The sequence below is a fragment of the Phaeobacter sp. BS52 genome, assembly GCF_045040595.1.
Lineage (GTDB): Bacteria > Pseudomonadota > Alphaproteobacteria > Rhodobacterales > Rhodobacteraceae > Phaeobacter > Phaeobacter piscinae.
Map to the genome: position 1 here is coordinate 3332055 of NZ_CP090662.1, position 22440 is coordinate 3354494.

At 58.0% G+C, this 22440-nt stretch carries 28 protein-coding genes and 6 pseudogenes; 32 read left to right on the forward strand and 2 right to left on the reverse strand.

Features of this window, described 5'->3' with window-relative positions; genetic code table 11:
* Window positions 1-5: 5 nt before the first annotated feature.
* Window positions 6-782 (reverse strand): putative rhamnosyl transferase, encoded by a 777-nt coding sequence (locus L0Z65_RS16105; RefSeq protein WP_405109216.1) that lies wholly within the window; start codon window positions 780-782, stop codon window positions 6-8.
* 414 nt (window positions 783-1196) lie between these two features.
* Between L0Z65_RS16105 and rpsL the strand changes: the two genes are divergently transcribed.
* The 14 genes and pseudogenes from rpsL to rplP all read left to right on the forward strand — a co-directional run bounded on the left by rpsL (window position 1197) and on the right by rplP (window position 11608).
* The gene (rpsL, locus tag L0Z65_RS16110) at window positions 1197-1568 is read left to right on the forward strand and encodes a 30S ribosomal protein S12 (RefSeq protein ID WP_005621086.1); all 372 of its coding nucleotides are present in this window, start codon (window positions 1197-1199) and stop codon (window positions 1566-1568) included.
* 15 nt (window positions 1569-1583) lie between these two features.
* Window positions 1584-2054, forward strand: coding sequence for a 30S ribosomal protein S7 (gene rpsG, locus L0Z65_RS16115; RefSeq protein ID WP_014876015.1), 471 nt, complete (start codon window positions 1584-1586; stop codon window positions 2052-2054).
* Between the two features lie 18 nt (window positions 2055-2072).
* Window positions 2073-4193, forward strand: coding sequence for an elongation factor G (gene fusA, locus L0Z65_RS16120; protein WP_096872689.1), 2121 nt, complete (start codon window positions 2073-2075; stop codon window positions 4191-4193).
* Between the two features lie 66 nt (window positions 4194-4259).
* Window positions 4260-5435, forward strand: coding sequence for an elongation factor Tu (gene tuf, locus L0Z65_RS16125; protein ID WP_405109221.1), 1176 nt, complete (start codon window positions 4260-4262; stop codon window positions 5433-5435).
* Between the two features lie 589 nt (window positions 5436-6024).
* Window positions 6025-6339: a 30S ribosomal protein S10 gene (gene rpsJ / locus L0Z65_RS16130; RefSeq protein ID WP_008563081.1), complete on the forward strand. Its 315-nt coding sequence runs from the start codon at window positions 6025-6027 to the stop codon at window positions 6337-6339.
* A gap of 17 nt (window positions 6340-6356) precedes the next feature.
* A pseudogene (gene rplC / locus L0Z65_RS16135) lies at window positions 6357-7071 on the forward strand (50S ribosomal protein L3).
* The gene (gene rplD, locus L0Z65_RS16140; protein ID WP_405109224.1) at window positions 7068-7685 is read left to right on the forward strand and encodes a 50S ribosomal protein L4; all 618 of its coding nucleotides are present in this window, start codon (window positions 7068-7070) and stop codon (window positions 7683-7685) included. The pseudogene rplC and the gene rplD overlap by 4 nt, the downstream one beginning before the upstream one ends.
* Entirely contained in the window at window positions 7682-7978 is a 297-nt protein-coding gene (locus L0Z65_RS16145; protein ID WP_405109227.1) for a 50S ribosomal protein L23, read from the forward strand. The genes rplD and L0Z65_RS16145 overlap by 4 nt, the downstream gene beginning before the upstream one ends.
* Window positions 7979-8398: 420 nt before the next feature.
* Window positions 8399-8713, forward strand: a complete 315-nt coding sequence (locus L0Z65_RS16150) for an excalibur calcium-binding domain-containing protein (RefSeq protein ID WP_405112592.1) — start codon at window positions 8399-8401, stop codon at window positions 8711-8713.
* Window positions 8714-8964: 251 nt separating this feature from the next.
* Window positions 8965-9808, forward strand: a pseudogene (rplB, locus tag L0Z65_RS16155) (50S ribosomal protein L2).
* Window positions 9809-9811: 3 nt separating this feature from the next.
* Window positions 9812-10090 carry a 30S ribosomal protein S19 gene (gene rpsS, locus L0Z65_RS16160; RefSeq protein WP_005980699.1) on the forward strand — a complete coding sequence of 93 codons (279 nt, stop codon included), beginning with the start codon at window positions 9812-9814 and terminating at the stop codon, window positions 10088-10090.
* 3 nt (window positions 10091-10093) lie between these two features.
* Window positions 10094-10475 (forward strand): annotated as a pseudogene (gene rplV / locus L0Z65_RS16165) (50S ribosomal protein L22).
* Window positions 10475-11182 carry a 30S ribosomal protein S3 gene (gene rpsC / locus L0Z65_RS16170; RefSeq protein ID WP_024095828.1) on the forward strand — a complete coding sequence of 236 codons (708 nt, stop codon included), beginning with the start codon at window positions 10475-10477 and terminating at the stop codon, window positions 11180-11182. Before rplV ends, rpsC begins: the two are co-directional and overlap by 1 nt.
* Window positions 11183-11194: 12 nt before the next feature.
* Window positions 11195-11608 (forward strand): 50S ribosomal protein L16, encoded by a 414-nt coding sequence (gene rplP, locus L0Z65_RS16175; protein WP_014876004.1) that lies wholly within the window; start codon window positions 11195-11197, stop codon window positions 11606-11608.
* Window positions 11609-11725: 117 nt separating this feature from the next.
* Here the strand turns inward: rplP and L0Z65_RS16180 are convergent, their stop codons facing one another.
* A complete protein-coding gene (locus L0Z65_RS16180) occupies window positions 11726-12193 on the reverse strand; it encodes a DM13 domain-containing protein (RefSeq protein ID WP_405109232.1) in 468 nt (155 codons plus the stop codon).
* Between the two features lie 122 nt (window positions 12194-12315).
* On the opposite strand from L0Z65_RS16180, the pseudogene L0Z65_RS16185 reads away from it, so the two are divergent.
* From L0Z65_RS16185 to L0Z65_RS16270, 18 genes and pseudogenes are all read left to right on the forward strand, one after another.
* A pseudogene (locus tag L0Z65_RS16185) lies at window positions 12316-12937 on the forward strand (TIGR02466 family protein).
* A gap of 67 nt (window positions 12938-13004) precedes the next feature.
* Complete coding sequence (locus tag L0Z65_RS16190; RefSeq protein WP_123580077.1) at window positions 13005-13349, forward strand: hypothetical protein; 345 nt, start codon at window positions 13005-13007, stop codon at window positions 13347-13349.
* 73 nt (window positions 13350-13422) lie between these two features.
* On the forward strand, window positions 13423-13788 hold the full coding sequence (locus L0Z65_RS16195) for a hypothetical protein (RefSeq protein WP_096789927.1): 366 nt from the start codon (window positions 13423-13425) through the stop codon (window positions 13786-13788).
* A 214-nt stretch (window positions 13789-14002) separates the two neighbouring features.
* Window positions 14003-14203 (forward strand): 50S ribosomal protein L29, encoded by a 201-nt coding sequence (gene rpmC / locus L0Z65_RS16200; protein WP_014876000.1) that lies wholly within the window; start codon window positions 14003-14005, stop codon window positions 14201-14203.
* Window positions 14204-14215: 12 nt separating this feature from the next.
* Window positions 14216-14446 (forward strand): 30S ribosomal protein S17, encoded by a 231-nt coding sequence (rpsQ, locus tag L0Z65_RS16205; protein ID WP_014875999.1) that lies wholly within the window; start codon window positions 14216-14218, stop codon window positions 14444-14446.
* Between the two features lie 100 nt (window positions 14447-14546).
* Window positions 14547-14915 (forward strand): 50S ribosomal protein L14, encoded by a 369-nt coding sequence (gene rplN / locus L0Z65_RS16210; protein ID WP_005621870.1) that lies wholly within the window; start codon window positions 14547-14549, stop codon window positions 14913-14915.
* Between the two features lie 2 nt (window positions 14916-14917).
* Window positions 14918-15230: pseudogene (gene rplX, locus L0Z65_RS16215) on the forward strand (50S ribosomal protein L24).
* Window positions 15223-15786, forward strand: a complete 564-nt coding sequence (gene rplE, locus L0Z65_RS16220) for a 50S ribosomal protein L5 (RefSeq protein WP_040180838.1) — start codon at window positions 15223-15225, stop codon at window positions 15784-15786. The pseudogene rplX and the gene rplE overlap by 8 nt, the downstream one beginning before the upstream one ends.
* Window positions 15787-15804: 18 nt before the next feature.
* Window positions 15805-16110, forward strand: a complete 306-nt coding sequence (gene rpsN / locus L0Z65_RS16225) for a 30S ribosomal protein S14 (RefSeq protein WP_040174804.1) — start codon at window positions 15805-15807, stop codon at window positions 16108-16110.
* 13 nt (window positions 16111-16123) lie between these two features.
* Window positions 16124-16516 carry a 30S ribosomal protein S8 gene (gene rpsH / locus L0Z65_RS16230; protein WP_014875996.1) on the forward strand — a complete coding sequence of 131 codons (393 nt, stop codon included), beginning with the start codon at window positions 16124-16126 and terminating at the stop codon, window positions 16514-16516.
* Window positions 16517-16528: 12 nt separating this feature from the next.
* Window positions 16529-17062 (forward strand): 50S ribosomal protein L6, encoded by a 534-nt coding sequence (gene rplF / locus L0Z65_RS16235; protein ID WP_014875995.1) that lies wholly within the window; start codon window positions 16529-16531, stop codon window positions 17060-17062.
* A gap of 11 nt (window positions 17063-17073) precedes the next feature.
* Window positions 17074-17434: pseudogene (gene rplR / locus L0Z65_RS16240) on the forward strand (50S ribosomal protein L18).
* Between the two features lie 167 nt (window positions 17435-17601).
* Window positions 17602-18168, forward strand: coding sequence for a 30S ribosomal protein S5 (gene rpsE / locus L0Z65_RS16245; RefSeq protein ID WP_014875993.1), 567 nt, complete (start codon window positions 17602-17604; stop codon window positions 18166-18168).
* 12 nt (window positions 18169-18180) lie between these two features.
* On the forward strand, window positions 18181-18369 hold the full coding sequence (gene rpmD / locus L0Z65_RS16250; protein WP_405109241.1) for a 50S ribosomal protein L30: 189 nt from the start codon (window positions 18181-18183) through the stop codon (window positions 18367-18369).
* Window positions 18370-18712: 343 nt separating this feature from the next.
* Complete coding sequence (locus tag L0Z65_RS16255) at window positions 18713-18928, forward strand: DUF1127 domain-containing protein (protein WP_102896204.1); 216 nt, start codon at window positions 18713-18715, stop codon at window positions 18926-18928.
* 629 nt (window positions 18929-19557) lie between these two features.
* Complete coding sequence (gene rplO / locus L0Z65_RS16260) at window positions 19558-20028, forward strand: 50S ribosomal protein L15 (protein ID WP_040174795.1); 471 nt, start codon at window positions 19558-19560, stop codon at window positions 20026-20028.
* Window positions 20029-20138: 110 nt separating this feature from the next.
* Window positions 20139-21503, forward strand: a complete 1365-nt coding sequence (secY, locus tag L0Z65_RS16265) for a preprotein translocase subunit SecY (protein WP_040174793.1) — start codon at window positions 20139-20141, stop codon at window positions 21501-21503.
* Window positions 21500-22147, forward strand: a complete 648-nt coding sequence (locus L0Z65_RS16270) for an adenylate kinase (RefSeq protein ID WP_405109246.1) — start codon at window positions 21500-21502, stop codon at window positions 22145-22147. Before secY ends, L0Z65_RS16270 begins: the two co-directional genes overlap by 4 nt.
* Window positions 22148-22440: the final 293 nt, after the last annotated feature.

Here is a 22440-nt window from a genome sequence, read left to right on the forward strand (position 1 = left end):
GCGGCTTACCTCGTGATCGCAAAGCGCGCCTCGAATTCGCCCTCTTGCTCCGGGGTGAGACGGGTCAACTCAGGCTCCTTGGCGCCCTTCTGTCGGGAATCATTGGAGGCATTGAGTGTACGCACGAACATTGGCGCATCCGGGATCGTGATGCTGGGCATGAAACGGGCAATCTTGTGGTGGGCGAAGTTCATGATGCTTTGCCCGCAGCCCCCCGCTACATACATCCCCATTGCGGCAACAAAATAGGGGCGGTGAACCTCAGCTGCATAAATCCCATCCGGCTGAAAACGGGCGGTGAACCCCTTGCAGAAATCAATCGCGAGGGTTTGGTTTCGGGCGATCAGCGGCTGGCAGTCCTGAGCGGTCTGTCGCAGCCGTTCCACAAAATCGACTGACACCGCATCATCGTCATCATGGCGAAACTGCAAACAGGGAGTACGTGGATCATGGCGGGCGTCATTCAGCACCTGTTTCATCACCTTCCGGTGCGGGCCGGAGGGCAGGGCGCGGATCTGCACCTGCGGCATATCCGCTGTCAACGCGCGCAGTCGCGCGACATGTTCCGCGGGCAGGCTGTCGCCGATGGCAATCACCAGCGTGAAATCCGGATCGGTCTGGGCGCGCAGGCAGGGCAGGGCGACCCGCTCCATCAGCTGAAACCGCTCCTCCAAGCGCGCCTCTGCATAGAGATAGGCGATCCGCGCCTCCAAACTGTCATGTTCCACCTGAAAGCCGCCGATGGCCGGGTAGGAAAACCGGCATAGACCTATGACCTGCATCGCGGTACACCCTCACATCCACGGCCTCTGATATGGGCCGACTGGTTGCCTGGGACTATGCACCGCGCTGGTTGTACAAACAAGCAAGGCGCTCGCACCGGTCTCGACCCGGCGTTGGTCACGTCTGTCGGTGTCGTGCGCGCCGGGGCCGCTGTTGACATCCCCCGCGACTCCCCATATATGCCCGCCTATCCGGCACCCGGGGGTCGCCCCAAAAGCCGATATCAAAATCTAAGTGGCCCAAGATCTCGCGCGCCTATTTGTGCGGATCCTCTGTAAACCCACCGCGTCGTTTACCTCGGAATGGAAACGATTGCGGTTTTTGCGCTTGCGGACGCGTAAGTGCGACGAATTTAGCCGTACGTTCAAGGACGTGCATGACACATGTGTTGTTGAGACGGGGAAAGAACCGGAATGCCAACGATCCAACAGCTGATCCGCAAGCCGCGGCAGCCGAAAGTAAAACGCTCTAAGTCCATGCACCTGGAACAGTGCCCGCAAAAGCGCGGCGTCTGCACCCGTGTGTATACCACCACACCGAAGAAACCGAACTCCGCTATGCGGAAAGTTGCGAAGGTTCGCCTGACCAACGGTTTCGAAGTGATCTCCTACATCCCGGGTGAAAGCCACAACCTTCAGGAGCACTCCGTGGTTCTGATCCGTGGCGGCCGTGTAAAAGACCTTCCCGGTGTCCGTTACCACATCCTGCGTGGTGTTCTGGATACCCAGGGCGTCAAAGACCGTAAGCAACGCCGCTCCAAGTACGGCGCGAAGCGTCCTAAGTAAGAAGGATATTGATAAATGTCTCGCCGTCACGCTGCTGAGAAACGCGAAGTTCTGCCCGACGCCAAGTTTGGCGACCGCGTTCTGACCAAATTCATGAACAACCTGATGATCGATGGTAAAAAATCGGTCGCAGAAAGCATCGTTTACAACGCATTCGACCGCGTTGAATCGAAAATCAAACGTGCCCCCGTGGAAGTGTTCCACGAAGCCCTGGACAACGTGAAGCCTTCCGTCGAAGTGCGTTCGCGTCGTGTGGGTGGTGCAACCTATCAGGTGCCCGTTGAAGTGCGCCCTGAGCGCCGCGAAGCCCTGGCGATCCGCTGGCTGATCAAAGCGGCCCGCGCGCGCAACGAAAACACCATGGAAGAACGCCTCGCCGGTGAGCTGCTGGACGCTGTTCAGTCCCGCGGTACCGCCGTGAAGAAGCGCGAAGACACCCACAAGATGGCAGAGGCCAACAAAGCCTTCTCCCATTATCGCTGGTAAGCTAGGGGATCCAAACCTATGGCACGCGAATATCCGCTCGAACTATACCGTAACTTCGGTATCATGGCGCACATCGATGCAGGTAAAACCACCTGCTCCGAGCGCATCCTGTATTACACCGGCAAATCCCACAACATCGGTGAGGTGCACGATGGTGCAGCCACCATGGATTGGATGGAGCAGGAGCAGGAACGCGGCATCACCATCACCTCGGCTGCGACCACCACGTTCTGGGAACGCACCGAAGACGGTGAAACTGCTGACTCGCCCAAGCACCGCCTGAACATCATCGACACCCCCGGCCACGTTGACTTCACCATTGAAGTCGAGCGCTCGCTGGCTGTTCTCGACGGTGCCGTCTGCGTTCTGGACGCCAACGCTGGTGTTGAACCCCAGACCGAAACCGTGTGGCGTCAGGCTGACCGCTACAAGGTTCCGCGTATGGTGTTCGTCAACAAGATGGACAAAATCGGCGCTGACTTCTTCAACTGCGTCAACATGATCGAAGACCGTACTGGCGCCCGCGCGGTTCCGGTTGGTATTCCGATCGGCGCAGAAACCGAGCTGGAAGGCCTGGTTGATCTGGTCAACATGGAAGAATGGCTGTGGCAGGGTGAAGACCTTGGCGCGTCGTGGATCAAAGCTCCGATCCGTGACAGCCTGAAAGACATGGCCGACGAATGGCGCGGTAAGATGATCGAAGCGGCCGTCGAGCAAGACGACGCTGCGATGGAAAACTACCTGATGGACGGCGCTGAGCCGGACGTCGCAACCCTGCGCGCGCTGCTGCGTAAGGGCACGCTGGCACTGGACTTCGTTCCTGTCCTGGGTGGTTCCGCGTTCAAGAACAAAGGCGTTCAGCCTCTGCTCAACGCTGTGATCGACTATCTGCCCAGCCCGCTGGACGTTGTTGATTACATGGGCTTCAAACCCGGTGATGAAACCGAAACCCGTGACATCGCCCGCCGTGCGGACGACGAAATGGCGTTCTCGGGTCTGGCGTTCAAAATCATGAACGACCCCTTCGTCGGCTCGCTGACCTTCACCCGGATCTACTCCGGTGTGCTGAACAAGGGCGACACGCTGCTGAACTCGACCAAAGGTCGTAAAGAGCGCGTTGGCCGGATGATGATGATGCACTCCAACGACCGTGAGGAAATCACGGAAGCGTTTGCAGGCGACATCATCGCACTGGCAGGTCTGAAAGACACCACAACCGGTGACACGCTCTGCGCCGTCAACGATCCTGTGGTTCTGGAAACCATGACCTTCCCCGATCCGGTGATCGAGATCGCGGTTGAGCCGAAAACCAAGGCCGACCAGGAGAAAATGTCCCAGGGTCTGCAGCGTCTTGCTGCTGAGGATCCGTCCTTCCGCGTGGAGACCGACATCGAGTCCGGTCAGACCATCATGAAGGGCATGGGCGAACTTCACCTGGACATCCTGGTTGATCGTCTGAAGCGTGAATTCAAGGTCGAAGCCAACATCGGTGCGCCGCAGGTTGCCTACCGTGAGACCATCGGTCACGAAGTTGAACACACCTACACCCACAAGAAACAGTCGGGTGGTTCGGGTCAGTTCGGCGAAGTGAAGATGATCATCTCGCCGACAGAGCCTGGCGAAGGTTACTCCTTCGAATCCCGTATCGTTGGTGGTGCGGTTCCGAAGGAATACATCCCGGGTGTTGAAAAGGGCGTTCAGTCCGTCATGGATAGCGGCCCGCTGGCTGGCTTCCCCGTGATCGACTTCAAGGTTGCTCTGATCGACGGTAAATTCCACGACGTTGACTCCAGCGTTCTGGCCTTCGAAATCGCGGCACGTATGTGTATGCGTGAAGGCATGCGCAAAGCTGGCGCCAAGATGCTGGAACCGATCATGAAGGTGGAAGTTATCACACCTGAGGATTACACCGGTGGCATCATCGGCGATTTGACCTCGCGTCGTGGTCAGGTGACCGGCCAGGAGCCCCGCGGCAACGCAATTGCGATCGACGCATTTGTGCCGCTGGCGAACATGTTCGGCTACATCAACACCCTGCGTTCGATGAGCTCGGGCCGCGCCCAGTTCACCATGCAGTTCGATCACTACGATCCGGTTCCGCAGAACATCTCTGACGAGATCCAGGCAAAATTCGCATAAGCGAACAGATATTGAGGGGTTCGCGCCACGGCGCGTGCCCTTCTCAACACGAAAAGGAGGCCTCTCATGGCTAAGGAAAAGTTTGAACGTACAAAACCGCACGTCAACATCGGCACCATCGGCCACGTTGACCACGGCAAGACCACGCTGACCGCAGCGATCACCAAGTATTTTGGTGACTTCAAAGCCTACGACCAGATCGACGGCGCACCTGAAGAGAAAGCGCGCGGGATCACCATCTCCACCGCGCACGTGGAATATGAGACCGAAGGCCGTCACTACGCCCACGTCGACTGCCCCGGCCACGCTGACTATGTGAAGAACATGATCACCGGTGCGGCGCAGATGGACGGCGCGATCCTGGTTGTGAACGCTGCTGACGGCCCGATGCCGCAGACCCGCGAGCACATCCTCTTGGGCCGCCAGGTTGGCATCCCGAAGATGGTCGTGTTCATGAACAAAGTGGACCAGGTTGACGACGAAGAGCTCCTGGAGCTGGTCGAAATGGAAATCCGCGAGCTGCTGTCGTCCTACGACTACCCCGGCGACGATATCCCGATCATCGCAGGGTCCGCTCTGGCGGCGATGGAAGGCAACAAGCCTGAAATCGGCGAAGAGAAAATCAAGGAGCTGATGGCGGCTGTTGACGATTACATCGACACCCCTGAGCGCGCTGTTGACCAGCCGTTCCTGATGCCGATCGAAGACGTGTTCTCGATTTCCGGTCGTGGTACCGTTGTGACCGGTCGTGTTGAGCGCGGCGTGATCAACGTTGGCGACTCGATCGAAATCGTTGGTATTCGTGACACCTCCACCACCACCTGTACCGGTGTGGAAATGTTCCGCAAGCTCTTGGACCGTGGTGAAGCAGGCGACAACATCGGCGCGCTGCTGCGTGGTGTCGACCGTGACGGCGTTGAGCGTGGTCAGGTTCTGTGTAAGCCGGGTTCCGTGAAGCCGCACACCAAGTTCGAAGCTGAGGCCTATATCCTCACCAAAGAAGAAGGTGGTCGTCACACCCCGTTCTTCGCGAACTACCGTCCGCAGTTCTACTTCCGCACCACCGACGTGACCGGCACCGTGACCCTGCCTGAGGGCACCGAGATGGTTATGCCGGGCGACAACCTGAAGTTCGACGTTGAACTGATCGCGCCGATCGCGATGGAGCAGGGCCTGCGCTTCGCGATCCGCGAAGGCGGCCGCACCGTCGGCGCCAGCGTTGTGTCCAAAATCACTGAGTAAGACGGCTTTGCCGTCTGGCGGGCGGCAGTTGGTTTTGCGCAGCAAAATCAATGAGAGCCCGCACCGGTGAATGAACTAAAGAAGGCCGCTCCAAACGGGGCGGCCTTTTTCTGTGCGAGGCTCTGCATCGCGTTCCGTAATATTTGGGAAAAGATGAATAGTGTGTTGCGCTTACACGATGGTTGTTAGGTTGCGTCGCAGTGGTCAGTTGAGCTGAAGTCGCCCACGCCGAAACTTCGCATGTGAAAGTATTGACGGGTGTCAGAATGCGGGTTCTCGTGGTTCTATTGCGCTGTTGAGTTCCCTCCGGAAATCGCAACACCCTACGGGTTAGCAGCCGTTGCGGCCTTTTTCCTGCCGCGCATGGCGCTAGGAAAGCCAAGCCGAGCCGCGTGCTTTTCGCATTTTGATCACCGCTTATCTTGGCGCCCTCAACCCCCCTTGCCACACTGGCCCAACAGGCGTATACGGCGCCATCCCGCTTTGCGGGGCAAAGGCGGGGTGATTCCCGCCTTTTGGGTTCGATGAGGGTACGCGGTGGTCGCATGCCCTCCTCTCAACCCCAACGCCTGAGAAAAAAGGCATGACTATGCAAAGCCAAAATATCCGTATCCGGCTGAAGGCATTCGACTTCCGCGTACTGGACGCCAGCACGCAGGAAATCGTGAACACTGCCAAGCGGACCGGCGCGCAGGTGCGCGGCCCGATCCCCCTGCCGAACAAGATTGAGAAATTCACCGTTCTGCGTGGCCCGCACGTTGACAAGAAATCTCGTGACCAGTTCGAGATCCGCACCCACAAGCGGCTTCTGGACATCGTTGATCCGACCCCCCAGACCGTGGACGCGCTGATGAAGCTCGACCTCGCCGCTGGTGTGGACGTCGAAATCAAGCTGCAATCCTAAGATCGGAGGGTAAACATATGCGCTCTGGTATTATCGCAAAGAAAGTCGGCATGACCCGGCTGTTCCTCGAAGACGGCAAGCAGGTTCCTGTGACCGTTCTTCAGCTGGACGGCCTGCAAGTGACCGCACAGCGCACCGAGGAAAAAGACGGCTACACTGCTGTTCAGCTCGGTGCAGGTTCGGCCAAGGTCAAGCGGGTCTCCAAAGCCATGCGCGGCCACTTCGCAGCAGCGAAGGTTGAGCCCAAGCGCAAGCTGGTTGAATTCCGCGTGCCCGCAGATGGCCTGATCGAAGTGGGTGCGGAAATCTCCGCCGAGCACTTCCTCGAAGGTCAGAAGGTTGACGTGACCGGCACCTCCATCGGTAAAGGTTTTGCCGGTGCGATGAAGCGCTGGAACTTTGGTGGTCTGCGCGCCTCGCACGGTGTGTCGATCTCCCACCGTTCCCACGGTTCGACCGGTCAGTGTCAGGATCCCGGCAAGGTTTTCAAAGGCAAGAAAATGGCTTAGCCACATGGGTGCTGCCCGCGTGACCACTCAGAACCTTGAAGTCGTCAAGACCGATGCCGATCGTGGCCTGATCATGATCAAAGGCGCCGTTCCCGGCTCCAAAGGTGGCTGGGTCACCGTTAAAGACGCCGTGAAAAAGAAAGCCCCCGAAGGTCTGCCCTATCCGGCAGCTCTGAAGTCGGCTGCAGCGGAAGAAGTCTCCGCGGAAGGTGGTGAAGCATGAAACTTGATGTGATCAAACTGGACGGCGCCAAAGCCGGCGACATCGAGCTGGATGCAGAGCTGTTCGGCCTCGAGCCGCGCACCGACATCCTGCACCGTGTGGTGCGCTGGCAGCGTAACAACGCGCAGCAGGGTACGCACAAGGTCAAGACCCGCTCCGAGACCTCCTACTCGACGAAGAAGATCTATCGCCAAAAAGGCACCGGTGGCGCACGTCACGGTGACCGTAACGCGCCGATCTTCCGCAAGGGTGGTATCTACAAGGGTCCGACCCCGCGTTCGCACGGCCACGATCTGACCAAGAAATTCCGCAAGCTGGGTCTGCGCCACGCGCTGTCCGCCAAGGCAAAAGCGGGTGAACTGGTCGTTATTGAAAACGCCGATTCCGCAGGCAAGACAGCCGCTCTGGCCAAGCAGGTCAAAGACCTGGGTTGGAAGCGCGCACTGGTCATCGATGGCGCATCCGTCGACGAGGGCTTTGCCCGCGCCGCGCGCAACATCGACGGTCTGGATATCCTGCCGACAATGGGCGCAAACGTCTATGACATCCTGAAGCGTGACACCCTGGTGATCACCAAAGCAGGTGTCGAAGCACTGGAGGCTCGCCTGAAATGAGCGCGAAGGCAGAACACTACGACGTGATCCGCAAGCCGATCATCACTGAAAAAGCAACCATGGCATCCGAAACCGGTGCAATGGTGTTTGAAGTGTCGATCGACTCCAACAAGCCCCAGATCAAAGAAGCCGTTGAGGCGCTCTTTGGTGTGAAGGTCAAAGCGGTCAACACCACCATCACCAAGGGTAAGGTCAAGCGTTTCCGCGGCCAGCTGGGCAAGCGTAAAGACGTGAAGAAAGCCTATGTGACCCTGGAAGAAGGCAACACCATCGACGTGTCCACCGGACTCTGAGATCTGTTTGTCTGAGACTTAAGAAGGCCCCTGCGAAAGCGGGGGCCTTTTTCGTTGGGCGCTGCCCTACCTGCGGCGGGAAAAGTGGCAGTCATTCTTTCCTTTTTCTTCTGCTTAGCAGTGATTGTTGTATTGAATCGCGTATCAAATTAGTGATCGTTCGCTAATTCAACGTACATATTTTAGGATAGAAATCTGAAATACATGGTTATTGCGGCGTGTCTTGTGGTTGCGGGATGTTCTTCGGCGGTGACGTCGCATATTTACAGTAGTCAAAGAACTGACACGCTTTGGAACCAACAGAGTGTAGAGCGCGATCCTGTGAAACTTGCGCAAATCGAAGCTGAGTTGGGTGCGCGTGGTGAGTACAATTCTGGAAAATTTAACTTCATCGGTCGACGTACGGCTAAGCAAATCGGCATGAAGCGGTTTGAGAGATCACTGGCTGATCGATTGAGGGGGAGTGATAGGAACTGTGATGACTTTGTCAGCGCAGCAGAGGCCCAGAAGTTCTTCCTGTCGGCAGGTGAGCCTTCGGCAGATCCACACAGATTGGATGCTGATGGTGATGGGTTCGCCTGCGAATGGGGCAGTGAGGTTCGGCGTACATATCGAAAATTCCATTATGTACCAAAAGTTCGCGCCTACCGACCAACTCGGCAGTGTTATACTGGGCCACGCGGGGGGCGATATACAATTTCTGCAAGTGGTCGAAAGAACTATGGTGGGTGCTAGCGAACAGGAACGTACTCCCCCATTGCCACCCCTCTCATCCTCTGCTATGCCGCAGCAATCCTGACGACCCCGGATTCGCTCCGGGGTCATTACGTTTGTCGGGATGTTCGAACCTGGGGACCTTCGGGGCCCTATAATCTGGCCACCCTAGTAGGGCGTCTCATCTTGGGACAACCGGGCGGGGGGCTTACACATAGCGGACCCAAAGACAAAAACCTAAGGGTCTGCACGCTAAACGGAAGACAGAAAGCATGGCACTCAAGTCGTATAAGCCGACGACGCCGGGCCAGCGTGGGCTGGTTCTGATCGACCGTTCGGAGCTTTGGAAAGGGCGTCCGGTCAAATCTCTCACTGAGGGTCTGACCAAATCGGGCGGCCGGAACAACACCGGACGGATCACTTCACGTCGTCGTGGCGGCGGCGCAAAGCGTCTCTACCGGATCGTTGACTTCAAACGGAACAAATTTGATGTCGCGGCAACCGTTGAACGGATCGAATATGACCCGAACCGGACCGCATTCATCGCGCTGATCAAATACGAAGACGGCGAGCAGGCCTATATCCTCGCTCCGCAGCGTCTGGCAGTTGGTGACAAAGTCGTTGCATCCGCAAAGGCCGACATCAAGCCGGGCAACGCAATGCCGTTCTCGGGCATGCCGATCGGTACCATCGTTCACAACATCGAAATGAAGCCCGGCAAAGGCGGCCAGATCGCCCGTGCAGCCGGTACTTACGCTCAGTTCGTTGGTCGTGATGGTGGCTACGCTCAGATCCGCCTGTCCTCGGGCGAACTGCGCCTGGTTCGTCAGGAATGCATGGCCACCGTTGGTGCGGTCAGCAATCCCGACAACTCGAACCAGAACTTTGGTAAAGCTTAGCCGTATGCGCCACAAGGGCAAGCGTCCTTCTGTGCGTGGTGTGGTTATGAACCCGATCGATCACCCGCACGGTGGTGGTGAAGGTCGTACCTCCGGTGGCCGTCACCCCGTGACACCCTGGGGTAAGCCGACCAAAGGCAAGCGTACCCGCAACAAAAACAAAGCGTCGCAAAAGCTTATCATCCGCTCGCGCCACGCCAAGAAGAAGGGACGTTAATCTATGTCTCGCTCTGTATGGAAAGGCCCCTTTGTCGATGCTTACGTGCTGAAAAAAGCCGAAGCAGCGCGCGAGTCGGGCCGCAACGAAGTCATCAAGATCTGGTCGCGTCGTTCCACCATTCTGCCCCAATTCGTGGGTCTGACGTTTGGTGTGTACAACGGTCAGAAGCACATTCCCGTCAACGTCTCGGAAGACATGATCGGTCAGAAGTTCGGTGAATACTCCCCGACTCGGACCTATTACGGTCACGCTGCGGACAAAAAAGCGAAGCGGAAGTAAGTCATGGGCAAGGCAAAAAATCCCCGCCGCGTGGCAGACAACGAAGCAATGGCAAAACTGCGCATGCTCCGGACCTCCCCGCAGAAACTGAACCTCGTCGCCGAGCATGATCCGTGGCAAGAAAGTTGAGAAGGCCCTGACCGACCTGACTTTCTCCAACAAGCGGGTCGCGCAGGACGTGAAGAAATGCCTTCAGTCCGCAATTGCGAACGCCGAGAACAACCATAACCTGGACGTCGATGAACTGATCGTGGCCGAGGCTTATGTGGGTAAAAACCTGACCATGAAACGCGGCCGTCCTCGTGCCCGTGGCCGGTTTGGCAAGATCCTTAAGCCGTTTTCGGAGATCACCATCAAGGTGCGTCAAGTTGAGGAGCAAGCCTAATGGGACATAAAGTCAATCCGGTCGGCATGCGCCTTCAGGTCAACCGCACCTGGGACAGCCGTTGGTACGCCGACACCAAAGATTATGGTGATCTGCTGCTGGAAGACCTGCGCATCCGTGATTTCATCAAGGAAGAGTGCAAGCAGGCAGGCATCGCCCGCGTGATCATCGAACGCCCCCACAAGAAGTGCCGTGTGACCATTCACACCGCGCGCCCGGGCGTGATCATCGGTAAAAAAGGTGCTGACATCGAAGTGCTGCGCAAGAAGCTCGCCTCGATGACAGACTCGGAACTGCACCTCAACATCGTTGAAGTCCGCAAGCCCGAGCTCGACGCACAGCTGGTCGGCGAGTCCATCGCTCAGCAGCTGGAACGTCGTGTGTCCTTCCGTCGCGCGATGAAGCGTGCCGTACAGAACGCCATGCGCATGGGCGCCCTGGGTATCCGGGTGAACGTTGCTGGTCGTCTGGGCGGCGCTGAAATCGCACGGACCGAATGGTACCGTGAGGGCCGTGTGCCGCTGCACACGCTGCGCGCCGACATCGATTACGCTCACTCCGAAGCCATGACCCCTTACGGGATCATCGGGATCAAAGTCTGGATCTTCAAAGGCGAGATCATGGAACACGATCCTCAGGCGCGTGACCGTAAAGCACAGGAACTCCAGGACGGTCCGGCACCTCGCGGTGCAGGCGGTCGTCGCTAAGGAGGAGATGACATGCTTCAACCAAAGCGTACTAAATTCCGCAAAATGCACAAAGGCCGGATCTCCGGTCTGGCAAAAGGCGGTTCGGACCTGAACTTCGGCACCTATGGCCTGAAGGCAACCACTCCTGAGCGCGTCACCGCGCGTCAGATCGAGGCTGCTCGTCGTGCCATGACCCGCCACATGAAGCGTCAGGGTCGTGTCTGGATCCGCATCTTCCCGGATACCCCGGTGACCTCCAAGCCCGTCGAAGTTCGTATGGGTAAAGGTAAAGGTTCCGTGGATTACTGGGCTTGCAAAGTGAAGCCCGGCCGCGTGATGTTCGAGATCGACGGCGTCAATGACGACATCGCACGTGAGGCCCTGCGCCTGGCCGCGATGAAGCTGCCGGTCAAGACCCGCGTCGTGGTTCGCGAAGACTGGTAATCGCTTGCGCATCTGCGCATTCGATTAGAAAAAAGACCCCCGCTGAGCAATCGGCGGGGGTTTTCTTATGAAATCAAAAGAGGCGGGCAGTTGTCCGCCCCGCTCGGCCCGGCCAGATCAGCGATACTGCGCTGCGGTGATGAACTCTGCGAAGGTTTCGCACCAGATCACCACTGTGGTGTACTCCTCGATATTGATACCCTCGGGGATATCTAGGATCAGACCGTCGAACATCTTCACATCGCCCACGCGGGCCGAGGTGGACTTGATCGCCTCAAAGCCCGCTTCGTCCTCGACAAACTCCGGCGCGAGGTAGAGCTTGTAATCCGGACCCGGTGCCAGCGCGCCCATATGGGTGATCTGCTGCGGCGACAGGCTGACACGGCCGGTGCCCCAATGCAGGAAATCGCTACCGGCCAGATCGCGGGTGAAGCTGCCGGTATATGTCGCGCCGTCCGCACTGGCGGTCAGAGTTGCGGCATCTGGGCTATCCGGCGCGGTCAGAATGGGCAGCATGTAAATCCCCAAGGCAAAGCCGATCGTCAGCGCAATACCGTGGCTCAGCAGTCTCAAAATCCAGCGCATATCATGTTCCTTTTTCGGATGAGATCAGACTAGCCAGTCCGCAGAGGAAAAGGGAAGATGCGGGTGCACAGGATCCGGCAAAGCATCTCGTACTTCACGCTGTGTTGCGCTAAAGGACGGGTATGGCACAGATAGATTCCCTCTTCGTAACCCGTCTCTACCGCGCAGCCCTGTCCGAACATGGACCCAAGGTCGACGCCGGTGAACTTGAAAACTCCTGCTTCGTGATCGCGCAAGACGACGACGCCTAGCCAGGACTGGTGCGAGGAGAACGGCTATCCTGGCTACACCTCCTATGCCTCGTTGACGGATCTGCCCTGGCGCTTCCCGATCTTTGCTGACTTGGTGAAGTCGCTGGACCTGCATGTCGCGGCCTTTGCCAAGGATCTGGAGCTCGATCTCGACGGTCGCGCCTTGGTGCTTGAGGATCTCTGGATCAACATCCTGCCCGAAGGCGGCACCCATGCCAGCCACATCCATCCCCATTCGGTGATTTCCGGCACCACCTATGTGTCGATGCCGGACGGGGCTTCCGCGCTGAAGCTGGAAGATCCGCGCCACGCCATGATGATGGCGCATCCGCCGCGCACTAAGGAGTGCTGGCAGGAGCTGAAGAGCTTTGTCTACCAGAAGCCTAACGTCGGCGACGTGCTGCTCTGGGAAAGCTTCATCCGCCATGAGGTGCCGATGAACATGGCCGAAGACGAGCGCGTCTCCGTGAGCTTTAACTACCGGTGGGAGTGAATCTTGGGTTGCGCCTGCAGCGATGGTAACTATGCAGGGTGCACAACCTAAAAGGATGGCTGACTAAATGAAATCAATTCTAATTCTTGCTTCTGTATCCCTGATGGCGCTGTCAGCCTGCGTTGATTCTGAGAAAGCAGCGATGCGACGTGGGTCTCTCATTGCGCAGGTTTTTCCTAATCCTGCTGATCGAACGGGGATCCATCTGGCTCTCCCTGTCGGCTCATTCTTGCAGATCATCTACTTCAAGAATGAAGTTAGCTCTAAAGCTATTGATCGTCGTGTAGCGGGCTACTGCGAACGTATCGGTGAGCCTGTCTTAACCGTGTATAAGGCCCCGAAGGCGAGCGTTGCGACTTTGGCAAATGGAACGCAGCGACCCGCGACGACTATCTGGTATGACTGCAAATAATCTGTGAGTTCCCTTTGCCCCGTCGTCATCCCCGGTGGGGCAAAATCCAAATGAAGACCGGCAAGTGATCCAGATGTACCATCACGCGGCCATTGAACTCAGTGATGGTGAGCAAGTTGTTTATGCCACTCACGCCCGCATAGCGCCAACGCTGAGCGAGATAATCGTCATCGTGCTTTGCGCGCCAGTGGCACTGGTGATCTGGCTGTTCATCCATCGCGCCTTTCGCTCGGTCACCTACATCATAACCACGCGGCGCGTGTTGATTGTTGAAAAGCAGGGCATTGCCGATCAGATCGGCATTCAGGATATTCAGCGTGTTAAGGCGAGACGGCGCGCGGTGATGATTTCTGGGATAAGCAAACGTCTGTGGCTTGCACGGCTGCAAAACGGGTGGCAATTTGATACGATCTTAACGCGGGTTCGGGCGCTGCGCTAAACGCTGTGACCGGGTGCAAACGGTGTCGCCAACTTCGCCCTTGCTCCGACCGCCCACCTCCTGTAAGTGGACCCATCGCCTGACCCTTGATCTGTCTGGATCCGGGGCTGGTGATTCTTTTTGCCGCGTCTTTTGGCGCGGTGTGACATAACCCACCAGGTAACAAGGTGACCCATTCGGGGCCTTCTGGTGCTTAGGACAAGGAACAAAGGCGATGAACGCCAATGATCTGCGCGAGAAAACCGTGGATGAACTCCGCGATACCCTCGCATCCCTGAAAAAAGAGAGCTTCAACCTGCGTTTTCAGCAGGCAACCGGTCAGCTGGAATCGACCGCAGGCATCAAGGCGGCTCGCCGCAATGCTGCACGCGTCAAAACCATCCTGAACGAAAAAGCTGCAGCAGCAGCTGAATAAGGAGCTTCTCGAATGCCTAAACGTATCCTGTCCGGCGTTGTGACCTCCGACGCCAACGCACAGACCGTCACCGTTTCCGTAGAGCGCCGCTTTACGCATCCGGTTCTGAAGAAAACCATCCGTAAGTCCAAGAAATACCGGGCTCACGATGAACAGAACGCTTTCAAGGTCGGCGACTCCGTACGCATCATCGAATGCGCGCCGAAATCGAAAACGAAACGCTGGGAAGTTCTGGAAGCCTAAGAGTCTCATCCGAGACTCCTGGCGACTGGGCTGAACAGCAAAGTCGAAACCCTGGGGGATCACGCCACGCATCGGCGCCCCAAAGGTCGGGAGAAACCACATGATCCAGATGCAAACAAACCTGGATGTTGCTGACAACTCCGGCGCTCGCCGAGTTCAGTGCATCAAGGTTCTGGGTGGTTCCAAGCGTAAATACGCATCCGTAGGCGACATCATCGTCGTCTCGGTCAAGGAAGCCATCCCGCGCGGCCGCGTGAAAAAAGGGGACGTCCGCAAGGCCGTCGTCGTACGCACCGCCAAAGAGGTCCGTCGTGAAGACGGCACCGCAATCCGTTTTGACCGCAATGCAGCTGTCATCCTGAACAACAACAACGAGCCGGTAGGTACCCGTATCTTTGGCCCGGTTGTTCGTGAACTGCGCGCGAAAAACTTCATGAAGATCATCTCGCTCGCTCCGGAGGTGCTGTAATCATGGCTGCTAAACTCCGCAAAGGCGACAAGGTCGTCGTGCTGGCTAAGCAAGGATAAGGGCAAAGAAGGCACCATTGCCTCCGTTGACCCCAAAGCTGGCAAAGCCATCGTTGACGGCGTGAACATGGCAATCCGCCACACCCGTCAGACCCAGTCCGACCAGGGTGGCCGTCTGCCTAAGGCACTGCCGATCCAGCTGTCGAACCTGGCTCTGCTGGACGCAAATGGCAAAGCAACCCGCGTTGGCTTCCGCATGGAAGGCGACAAGAAAGTGCGCTTCGCTAAAACCACGGGGGACGTGATCGATGCTTGATAACGCAACCTACACCCCGCGTCTGAAAACTCTCTACAAGGACTCCATCCGTGGCGCCCTGAAAGAAGAGTTCGGCTACAAGAACGAGATGATGATCCCCAAGCTGGAGAAAATCGTTCTGAACATCGGCTGCGGCCGTGCTGCCGTCAAAGACAGCAAGAAAGCCAAGTCTGCTCAGGCTGACCTGACCGCAATCGCGGGCCAGAAAGCTCTGACCACCGTGGCAAAGAACTCCATTGCTGGCTTCCGCGTTCGCGAAGGCATGCCGATGGGCGCAAAGGTGACTCTGCGCGGCGACCGGATGTATGAATTCCTCGACCGTCTGACCACCATCGCGATGCCCCGTATCCGCGACTTCCGCGGCGTTTCGGGCACGTCTTTTGACGGCCGTGGCAACTACGCCATGGGTCTGAAAGAGCACATGGTCTTCCCCGAGATCGACTTCGACAAGATCGACGAGCCCTGGGGTATGGACATCGTGATTGCCACCACCGCGAACACCGACGCGGAAGCCAAGGCGCTGTTGAAAGCATTCAACATGCCCTTCAACAGCTAAGCGCGGGAAGGAAGAGACATGGCTAAGAAAAGCATGATCGAACGCGAGAAGAAGCGCGAGCGCCTGGTGGCAAAATACGCCGCAAAGCGTGCCGAGCTGAAAGAAATCGCAAACGACGAATCTCGCCCGATGGAAGAGCGTTTCAAAGCGCGCCTCGAATTGGCGAAACTGCCGCGTAACTCGTCGGCAACCCGTCTGCACAATCGCTGCCAGCTGACCGGCCGTCCTCACGCTTACTACCGTAAGCTGAAGATCAGCCGTATCGCTCTGCGGGAACTGGGCTCGAATGGCCAGATCCCCGGCATGGTGAAATCGAGCTGGTAAGGGAGAGACTGATATGAACGATCCTATCGGCGATATGCTCACCCGTATCCGTAACTCGCAAATGCGCGGCAAATCCACCGTCATGACACCGGCTTCCAAGCTGCGTGCATGGGTTCTGGATGTGCTCAAGCAAGAGGGTTACATCCGCGGTTATGAGTCTGCGACTGATGCAAAGGGCCACCCGGCTCTCGAAATCAGCCTGAAGTACTTCGACGGCGAACCTGTCATTCGTGAACTGAAGCGGGTCTCCAAACCCGGTCGTCGCGTTTACATGGGCGTCAATGACATCCCGTCGGTCCGTCAGGGCCTGGGTGTGTCGATTGTCTCCACCCCCAAGGGTGTGATGTCGGACGCAAGCGCACGCGCAGCCAACGTTGGCGGCGAAGTGCTCTGCACCGTCTTCTAAGGAGGCCCCACGATGTCCCGTATTGGTAAAAAACCGGTCGAACTTCCCAGCGGCGTAACTGCTTCTGTGTCCGGCCAGACCATCGAAGTTAAAGGCCCGAAAGGCGCCCGTACCTTCACCGCGACCGACGACGTCACCCTGACGGTTGACGACAATGTCGTCAAAGTGGACCCTCGCGGCAAATCCAAGCGCGCGCGCCAGCAGTGGGGCATGTCCCGCACGATGGTCGCAAACTTGGTCGCAGGCGTGACCTCCGGCTTCAAAAAAGAGCTGGAGATCCAGGGTGTGGGTTACCGGGCTCAGATGCAGGGCAACACCCTGAAGCTGAACCTGGGCTACAGCCACGACGTTGATTTCACTGCCCCGGAAGGTATCACCATTACCGCTCCGAAGCAGACTGAAATCGTTGTCGAAGGTAATGATCAACAACTCGTTGGCGAAGTTGCGGCCAAAATCCGCGACTGGCGTCGTCCCGAGCCCTACAAAGGCAAAGGCATTCGCTACAAAGGCGAGTTTATCTTCCGCAAGGAAGGCAAGAAGAAGTAAGGACCAGCAAAATGGCAAACAGCAAACGCACCCTGTTTCTGAAGCGCCTAGCTGCGCGTCCGGAACAAGCTTCGCAAGGTCAACGCAGGCCGTCCGCGCCTGTCCGTGCACCGTTCGAACAAGAACATCTCTGTTCAACTGATCGACGACGTACGCGGCGTGACCCTGGCTTCGGCATCGACCCTGGAAAAAGACCTGGGTCTCGTTGGCAAGAACAACGTCGAAGCAGCCACCAAAGTGGGTTCGGTTATCGCCGAGCGCGCCAAGGCGGCAGGCGTCTCCGAGGCCTATTTCGATCGTGGCGGCTTCCTGTTTCACGGCAAGGTGAAGGCTCTGGCCGACGCTGCGCGTGAAGGCGGCCTGAAGATCTAAGGATCTGCGCCCTGTGTTCTCGGTTGTCCGGGAACGCGGGGCGCACCCTAAGTCAAGGTGGATGGCGTTCGCGCCATCCCGATGATCCGGGGGTGGGCCGGTTCGGCCCTTGCCCACCTGGATTGAGTATACGTCAGGCGCTTGTCGCCAGAAAAAAGGATTGCCTCATGGCAGAACGTGAAAATCGCCGTGGCCGTGGCCGCCGCGAAGAAGAAACACCGGAATTTGCTGACCGTCTGGTCGCGATCAACCGGGTGTCGAAAACCGTAAAAGGTGGTAAGCGCTTTGGCTTCGCCGCTCTTGTGGTTGTTGGCGATCAGAAAGGCCGCGTCGGCTTCGGTAAAGGTAAAGCGAAAGAGGTCCCTGAGGCCATTCGCAAAGCCACCGAGCAGGCCAAGCGTCAGATGATCCGTGTGCAGCTGAAAGAAGGCCGCACCCTGCATCACGACATGCACGGCCGTCACGGCGCAGGCAAAGTTGTCATGCGCACCGCCCCTGAAGGTACCGGTATCATCGCGGGTGGTCCGATGCGTGCTGTCTTCGAAATGCTCGGCGTCAAAGACGTTGTTTCGAAGTCGATCGGTTCGCAGAACCCCTACAACATGATCCGCGCCACTATGGACGGTCTGAAAAAAGAGCAGTCGCCCCGTTCGGTTGCTCAGCGTCGTGGCAAAAAAGTCGCCGACATCCTGCCCAAGCGGGATGAAGCACCTGCCGCTGAAGCAGAAGCGTAAGGAGACGGACACATGGCAAAAACCATCGTCGTTAAGCAGATCGGTTCCCCGATCCGCCGCCCCGCAGACCAGCGCGCTACCCTCGTTGGCCTGGGCCTGAACAAGATGCACAGGACTCGCGAACTGGAAGATACCCCTTCCGTACGCGGTATGGTCAACAAGATCTCGCATCTGGTTGAGATCATCGAAGAGCGCGACTAAGCCTCTCTCGCATGAGCCAAGAATACAGAAAGCGCCCCGATTTCGGGGTGCTTTTTTCTTTGTCTGGCGGGCATGGTGCTCATGTATGTCAGGCTCTCACGTCGATGACTGTTGGGGCTGTGCGCCCACGGGTCCATGGCTCCAGAGGGGTGCAGAAACCCCAGAACGCAGCCCGGACGGGCGGGTTAACGTTTGAGTCACCTCCTATGCTTGGCATGCATAGCGGGCAGTCCGAGCTGTCAGTTGTTTGCGCAAACATTTGCGCCTATCTCACGGGTGTCACTGAAACAGACACAATTGAGAACAGCCGGAAATTCGTCCGGCCAGAGAAAGGACCAATACCATGGCACATGTCATCAACACCACCGACACTGGCTTCAATCTGATCGCCCGCCTGCGCGGCCTGGCAGAAGAGATCAAGGACAGCTGGGCGCGTCGCGCCGAGTACAAACGCACCTTCGCTGAGCTGGACAGCCTGTCCAACCGCGATTTGGCCGACATCGGCGTGCGTCGCTGCGATATTCCGCAGATCGCTCATGTTCAGGCCTACGGCCACTGAGCTTTGCCACCAGGGGCAGATTGCAGTAATGCTGTCGCCCCTGGGTTGCCCAAGTGTCAGACCGGCTCTTTCTCCTCCCTCAGGGGCCGGACTGGACGCGCCTCCGCTTTGCGGGGGCGTTTTTGGTTTCTGAGGCAGCGGTGCCAATAAGAGGCGCGATGTCGGCCAGTAGCTGGCCGTTGCGACCCCAGCGCCCGCCCGCTCCATGATCCGTTCATGCGGCCGTGGCATTCTGCACAGGATCGCGATCACCCGCCGGACCTGACACCTCCGGCACCGATGACCAGGGCCCCGGCGTGGCAGCCGGGGAGCACGATAATATTATCCACGCACGGGAGAGACCCCGTCCCACATACCTAGGCGGCGCCGCCACCCTTTATGGTCGGCCACAAACGCAACGGAACCATGAGGTAGCAGAATAACACGCAACCGGCAGGGCAGAGGCCCCGGCGCCGCGTCGGGCTTTGCGCCTCTGGGAGCCAGTTGCCAGCCATACTGCACCCTTGATCCCGCCCCGCATCGGGTCTATACGCCCCCGGTGGTCCTGCGGGCCACAGAATCAGAAAACCAAGAAACGCCGTGTTTGCCCTAATCCGCTTCGGGGGCAGTTCCGGCAAAGGAGAAGCGATATGAAACTCAATGAACTGCGCGACAATCCAGGCGCCGCCAAAAAACGTATGCGCGTTGCCCGTGGTCCGGGTTCCGGCAAAGGTAAAATGGGTGGCCGTGGTATCAAAGGTCAGAAATCCCGTTCGGGTGTTTCGATCAATGGCTACGAAGGCGGCCAGATGCCCCTCTACCAACGCCTGCCGAAGCGCGGCTTCAACAAGCCGAACCGTAAGTCCTACGCCGTTGTGAACCTGGGCCTGATCCAGAAATTCATCGACGAAGGCAAGCTGGAAGCCGGTTCCATCACCGAAGATACTCTGATTTCTTCGGGTCTGGTACGCCGCAAACTGGACGGTATCCGCGTTCTGGCAAAGGGTGACTTCACCGCCAAGGCAACCATCGCTGTGACCGGCGCCTCCAAGGCCGCCGTTGACGCAGTCGCAAAGGCTGGTGGCGCCCTGACCGTGGCAAACACTGCCGCAGCTGAGTAACAGCTTGTGAGCGGCGCCGATGCCGCTTACATAGTCTTCAGTTTTCCATTAACGCCGCCCGAGCCGGAAAACGGCCCTGGGCGGCGTTTTCGCAAGAAGAGACCTTTTTTATGGTATCAGCAGCAGAACAAATGGCGGCGAACACCAGCTGGGCCGCTCTTGGCAAAGCCACGGATCTGCGCAACCGCATCCTGTTTACGCTCGGGCTTTTGATTGTCTATCGCCTGGGCACCTATATTCCCGTCCCGGGGATTGATGCGGATGCTCTGCGCCAGTTCATGACCTCGGCAGGGCAGGGCATCGGGGGCATGGTGTCCATGTTCACCGGCGGTGCGCTTGGCCGTATGGGCATCTTTGCACTTGGCATCATGCCCTATATTTCGGCGTCGATCATTGTGCAGCTGCTGACCTCGATGGTCCCGGCGCTCGAACAGCTCAAAAAAGAGGGCGAGCAGGGCCGCAAGAAAATCAACCAATACACCCGTTACGGCACCGTGCTTCTGGCCACGGCGCAGGCCTATGGTCTCGCGGTCTCGCTCGAATCGGGGGATCTGGCGACGGATCCGGGCCTGTACTTCCGTCTCGCCTGCATGATCACACTGGTGGGCGGCACCATGTTCCTGATGTGGCTGGGCGAGCAGATCACCCAGCGCGGCATCGGCAATGGTATCTCCCTGATCATCTTCGTCGGCATCATCGCCGAGGTGCCCGCCGCGATTGCGCAGTTCCTGGCCTCCGGTCGTTCGGGTGCGATCAGCCCCGCGGTGATCATCGCGGTGATCCTGATGATGATCGCGATCATCATGTTCGTGGTGTTCATGGAACGCGCCCTGCGCAAGATCCACATCCAGTATCCGCGCCGTCAGGTCGGCATGAAAGTCTATGACGGTGGCTCCAGCCACCTACCTGTGAAAGTGAACCCAGCAGGCGTGATTCCCGCGATCTTCGCTTCGTCCTTGCTGCTGCTGCCGGTGACCATCTCCACCTTCTCGTCGAATGCGACCAGCGGCCCGATCATGTCTTGGCTCTTGGCCAACTTCGGCCCCGGTCAGCCGCTCTACCTGCTGTTCTTCGTCGGCATGATCGTATTTTTCGCCTATTTCTACACCTTCAACGTGTCCTTCAAACCGGACGAGGTGGCCAATAACCTGAAGAACCAGAACGGTTTTGTCCCCGGTATCCGCCCCGGCAAAAAGACCGCGGAATACCTCGAATATGTGGTCAACCGCGTGCTGGTTCTGGGCTCTGCCTATCTGGCTGCTGTCTGTCTGCTGCCGGAAATCCTGCGCGGTCAGCTTGCAATCCCGGTTTACTTTGGCGGTACCTCCGTGTTGATTGTGGTTTCTGTTGTGATGGACACCATTCAACAGGCACAAAGCCACCTGCTTGCGCATCAATACGAAGGTCTCATTGAAAAGAGCCAGCTGCGCGGTCGGAATAAGAAACGGACACGACGGGGACCTGCACGCCGATGAGCAATATTATCCTTCTGGGCCCGCCCGGCGCGGGCAAGGGAACACAAGCCCGCTACCTGGTTGAATCTCGCAATATGGTTCAGCTGAGCACCGGCGACATGCTGCGCGATGCGCAGGCGTCGGGCAGCGAAATGGGCCAGCGGGTTGCCGCAGTGATCGCCCGCGGTGAGTTGGTCACCGACCGTATCGTGATCGGTCTGATCCGCGAGAAGATCGAACAGGGGGCCGAGGGCGGCTTTATCTTTGACGGCTTCCCCCGCACGCTCGCTCAGGCGGATGCGCTGGCGGAACTGCTGCGCGAAACCGGTCAGAAACTGGATGCGGTGATTGAGATGCAGGTAGATGACACCGCATTGGTCGCCCGCATCACCGGTCGCTCCACCTGTGGCGATTGCGGTGAGGTCTATCACGACGAGACCAAGCCCTGGCCTGAGGATGGCAAATGCACCAATTGCGGTGGTACCAGCCAGAAACGCCGCCCGGACGACAACGAGGAAAGCCTCCGCACCCGTCTGATGGAATACTACAAGAAGACCTCGCCGCTGATCGGCTACTACTATGCCAAGGGCAACCTGCAGCGTCTCGACGGTCTGGCTTCTATCGAAGAGGTCCGCAAAAACCTCGGCTGGATCATGGGCGACTGATCGTCCGATCCGTTTGGATTTGAAAAACGCCCCGCGCCACCCTGGCCGGGGCGTTTTTTGTGCGTTGGTCGCGCGCTGGCAGAAAAACAACACAAATTGCGCTGCGGGTGGTTGACCTTGGGGGAAACTTCGGCCCCAGTCTTGCCGACGGGTTGACCATAGTGCGATTTCCACATAGGGAACCCCATCCCTTCTGGGAATCATCACAGGTGCGTGTAATTTCTGCCGCCCTGACCACCTCGAAATGCTGGACCAACGGGCGACACTGCCAAGGTCAAGCGTTGTGAAAAAAG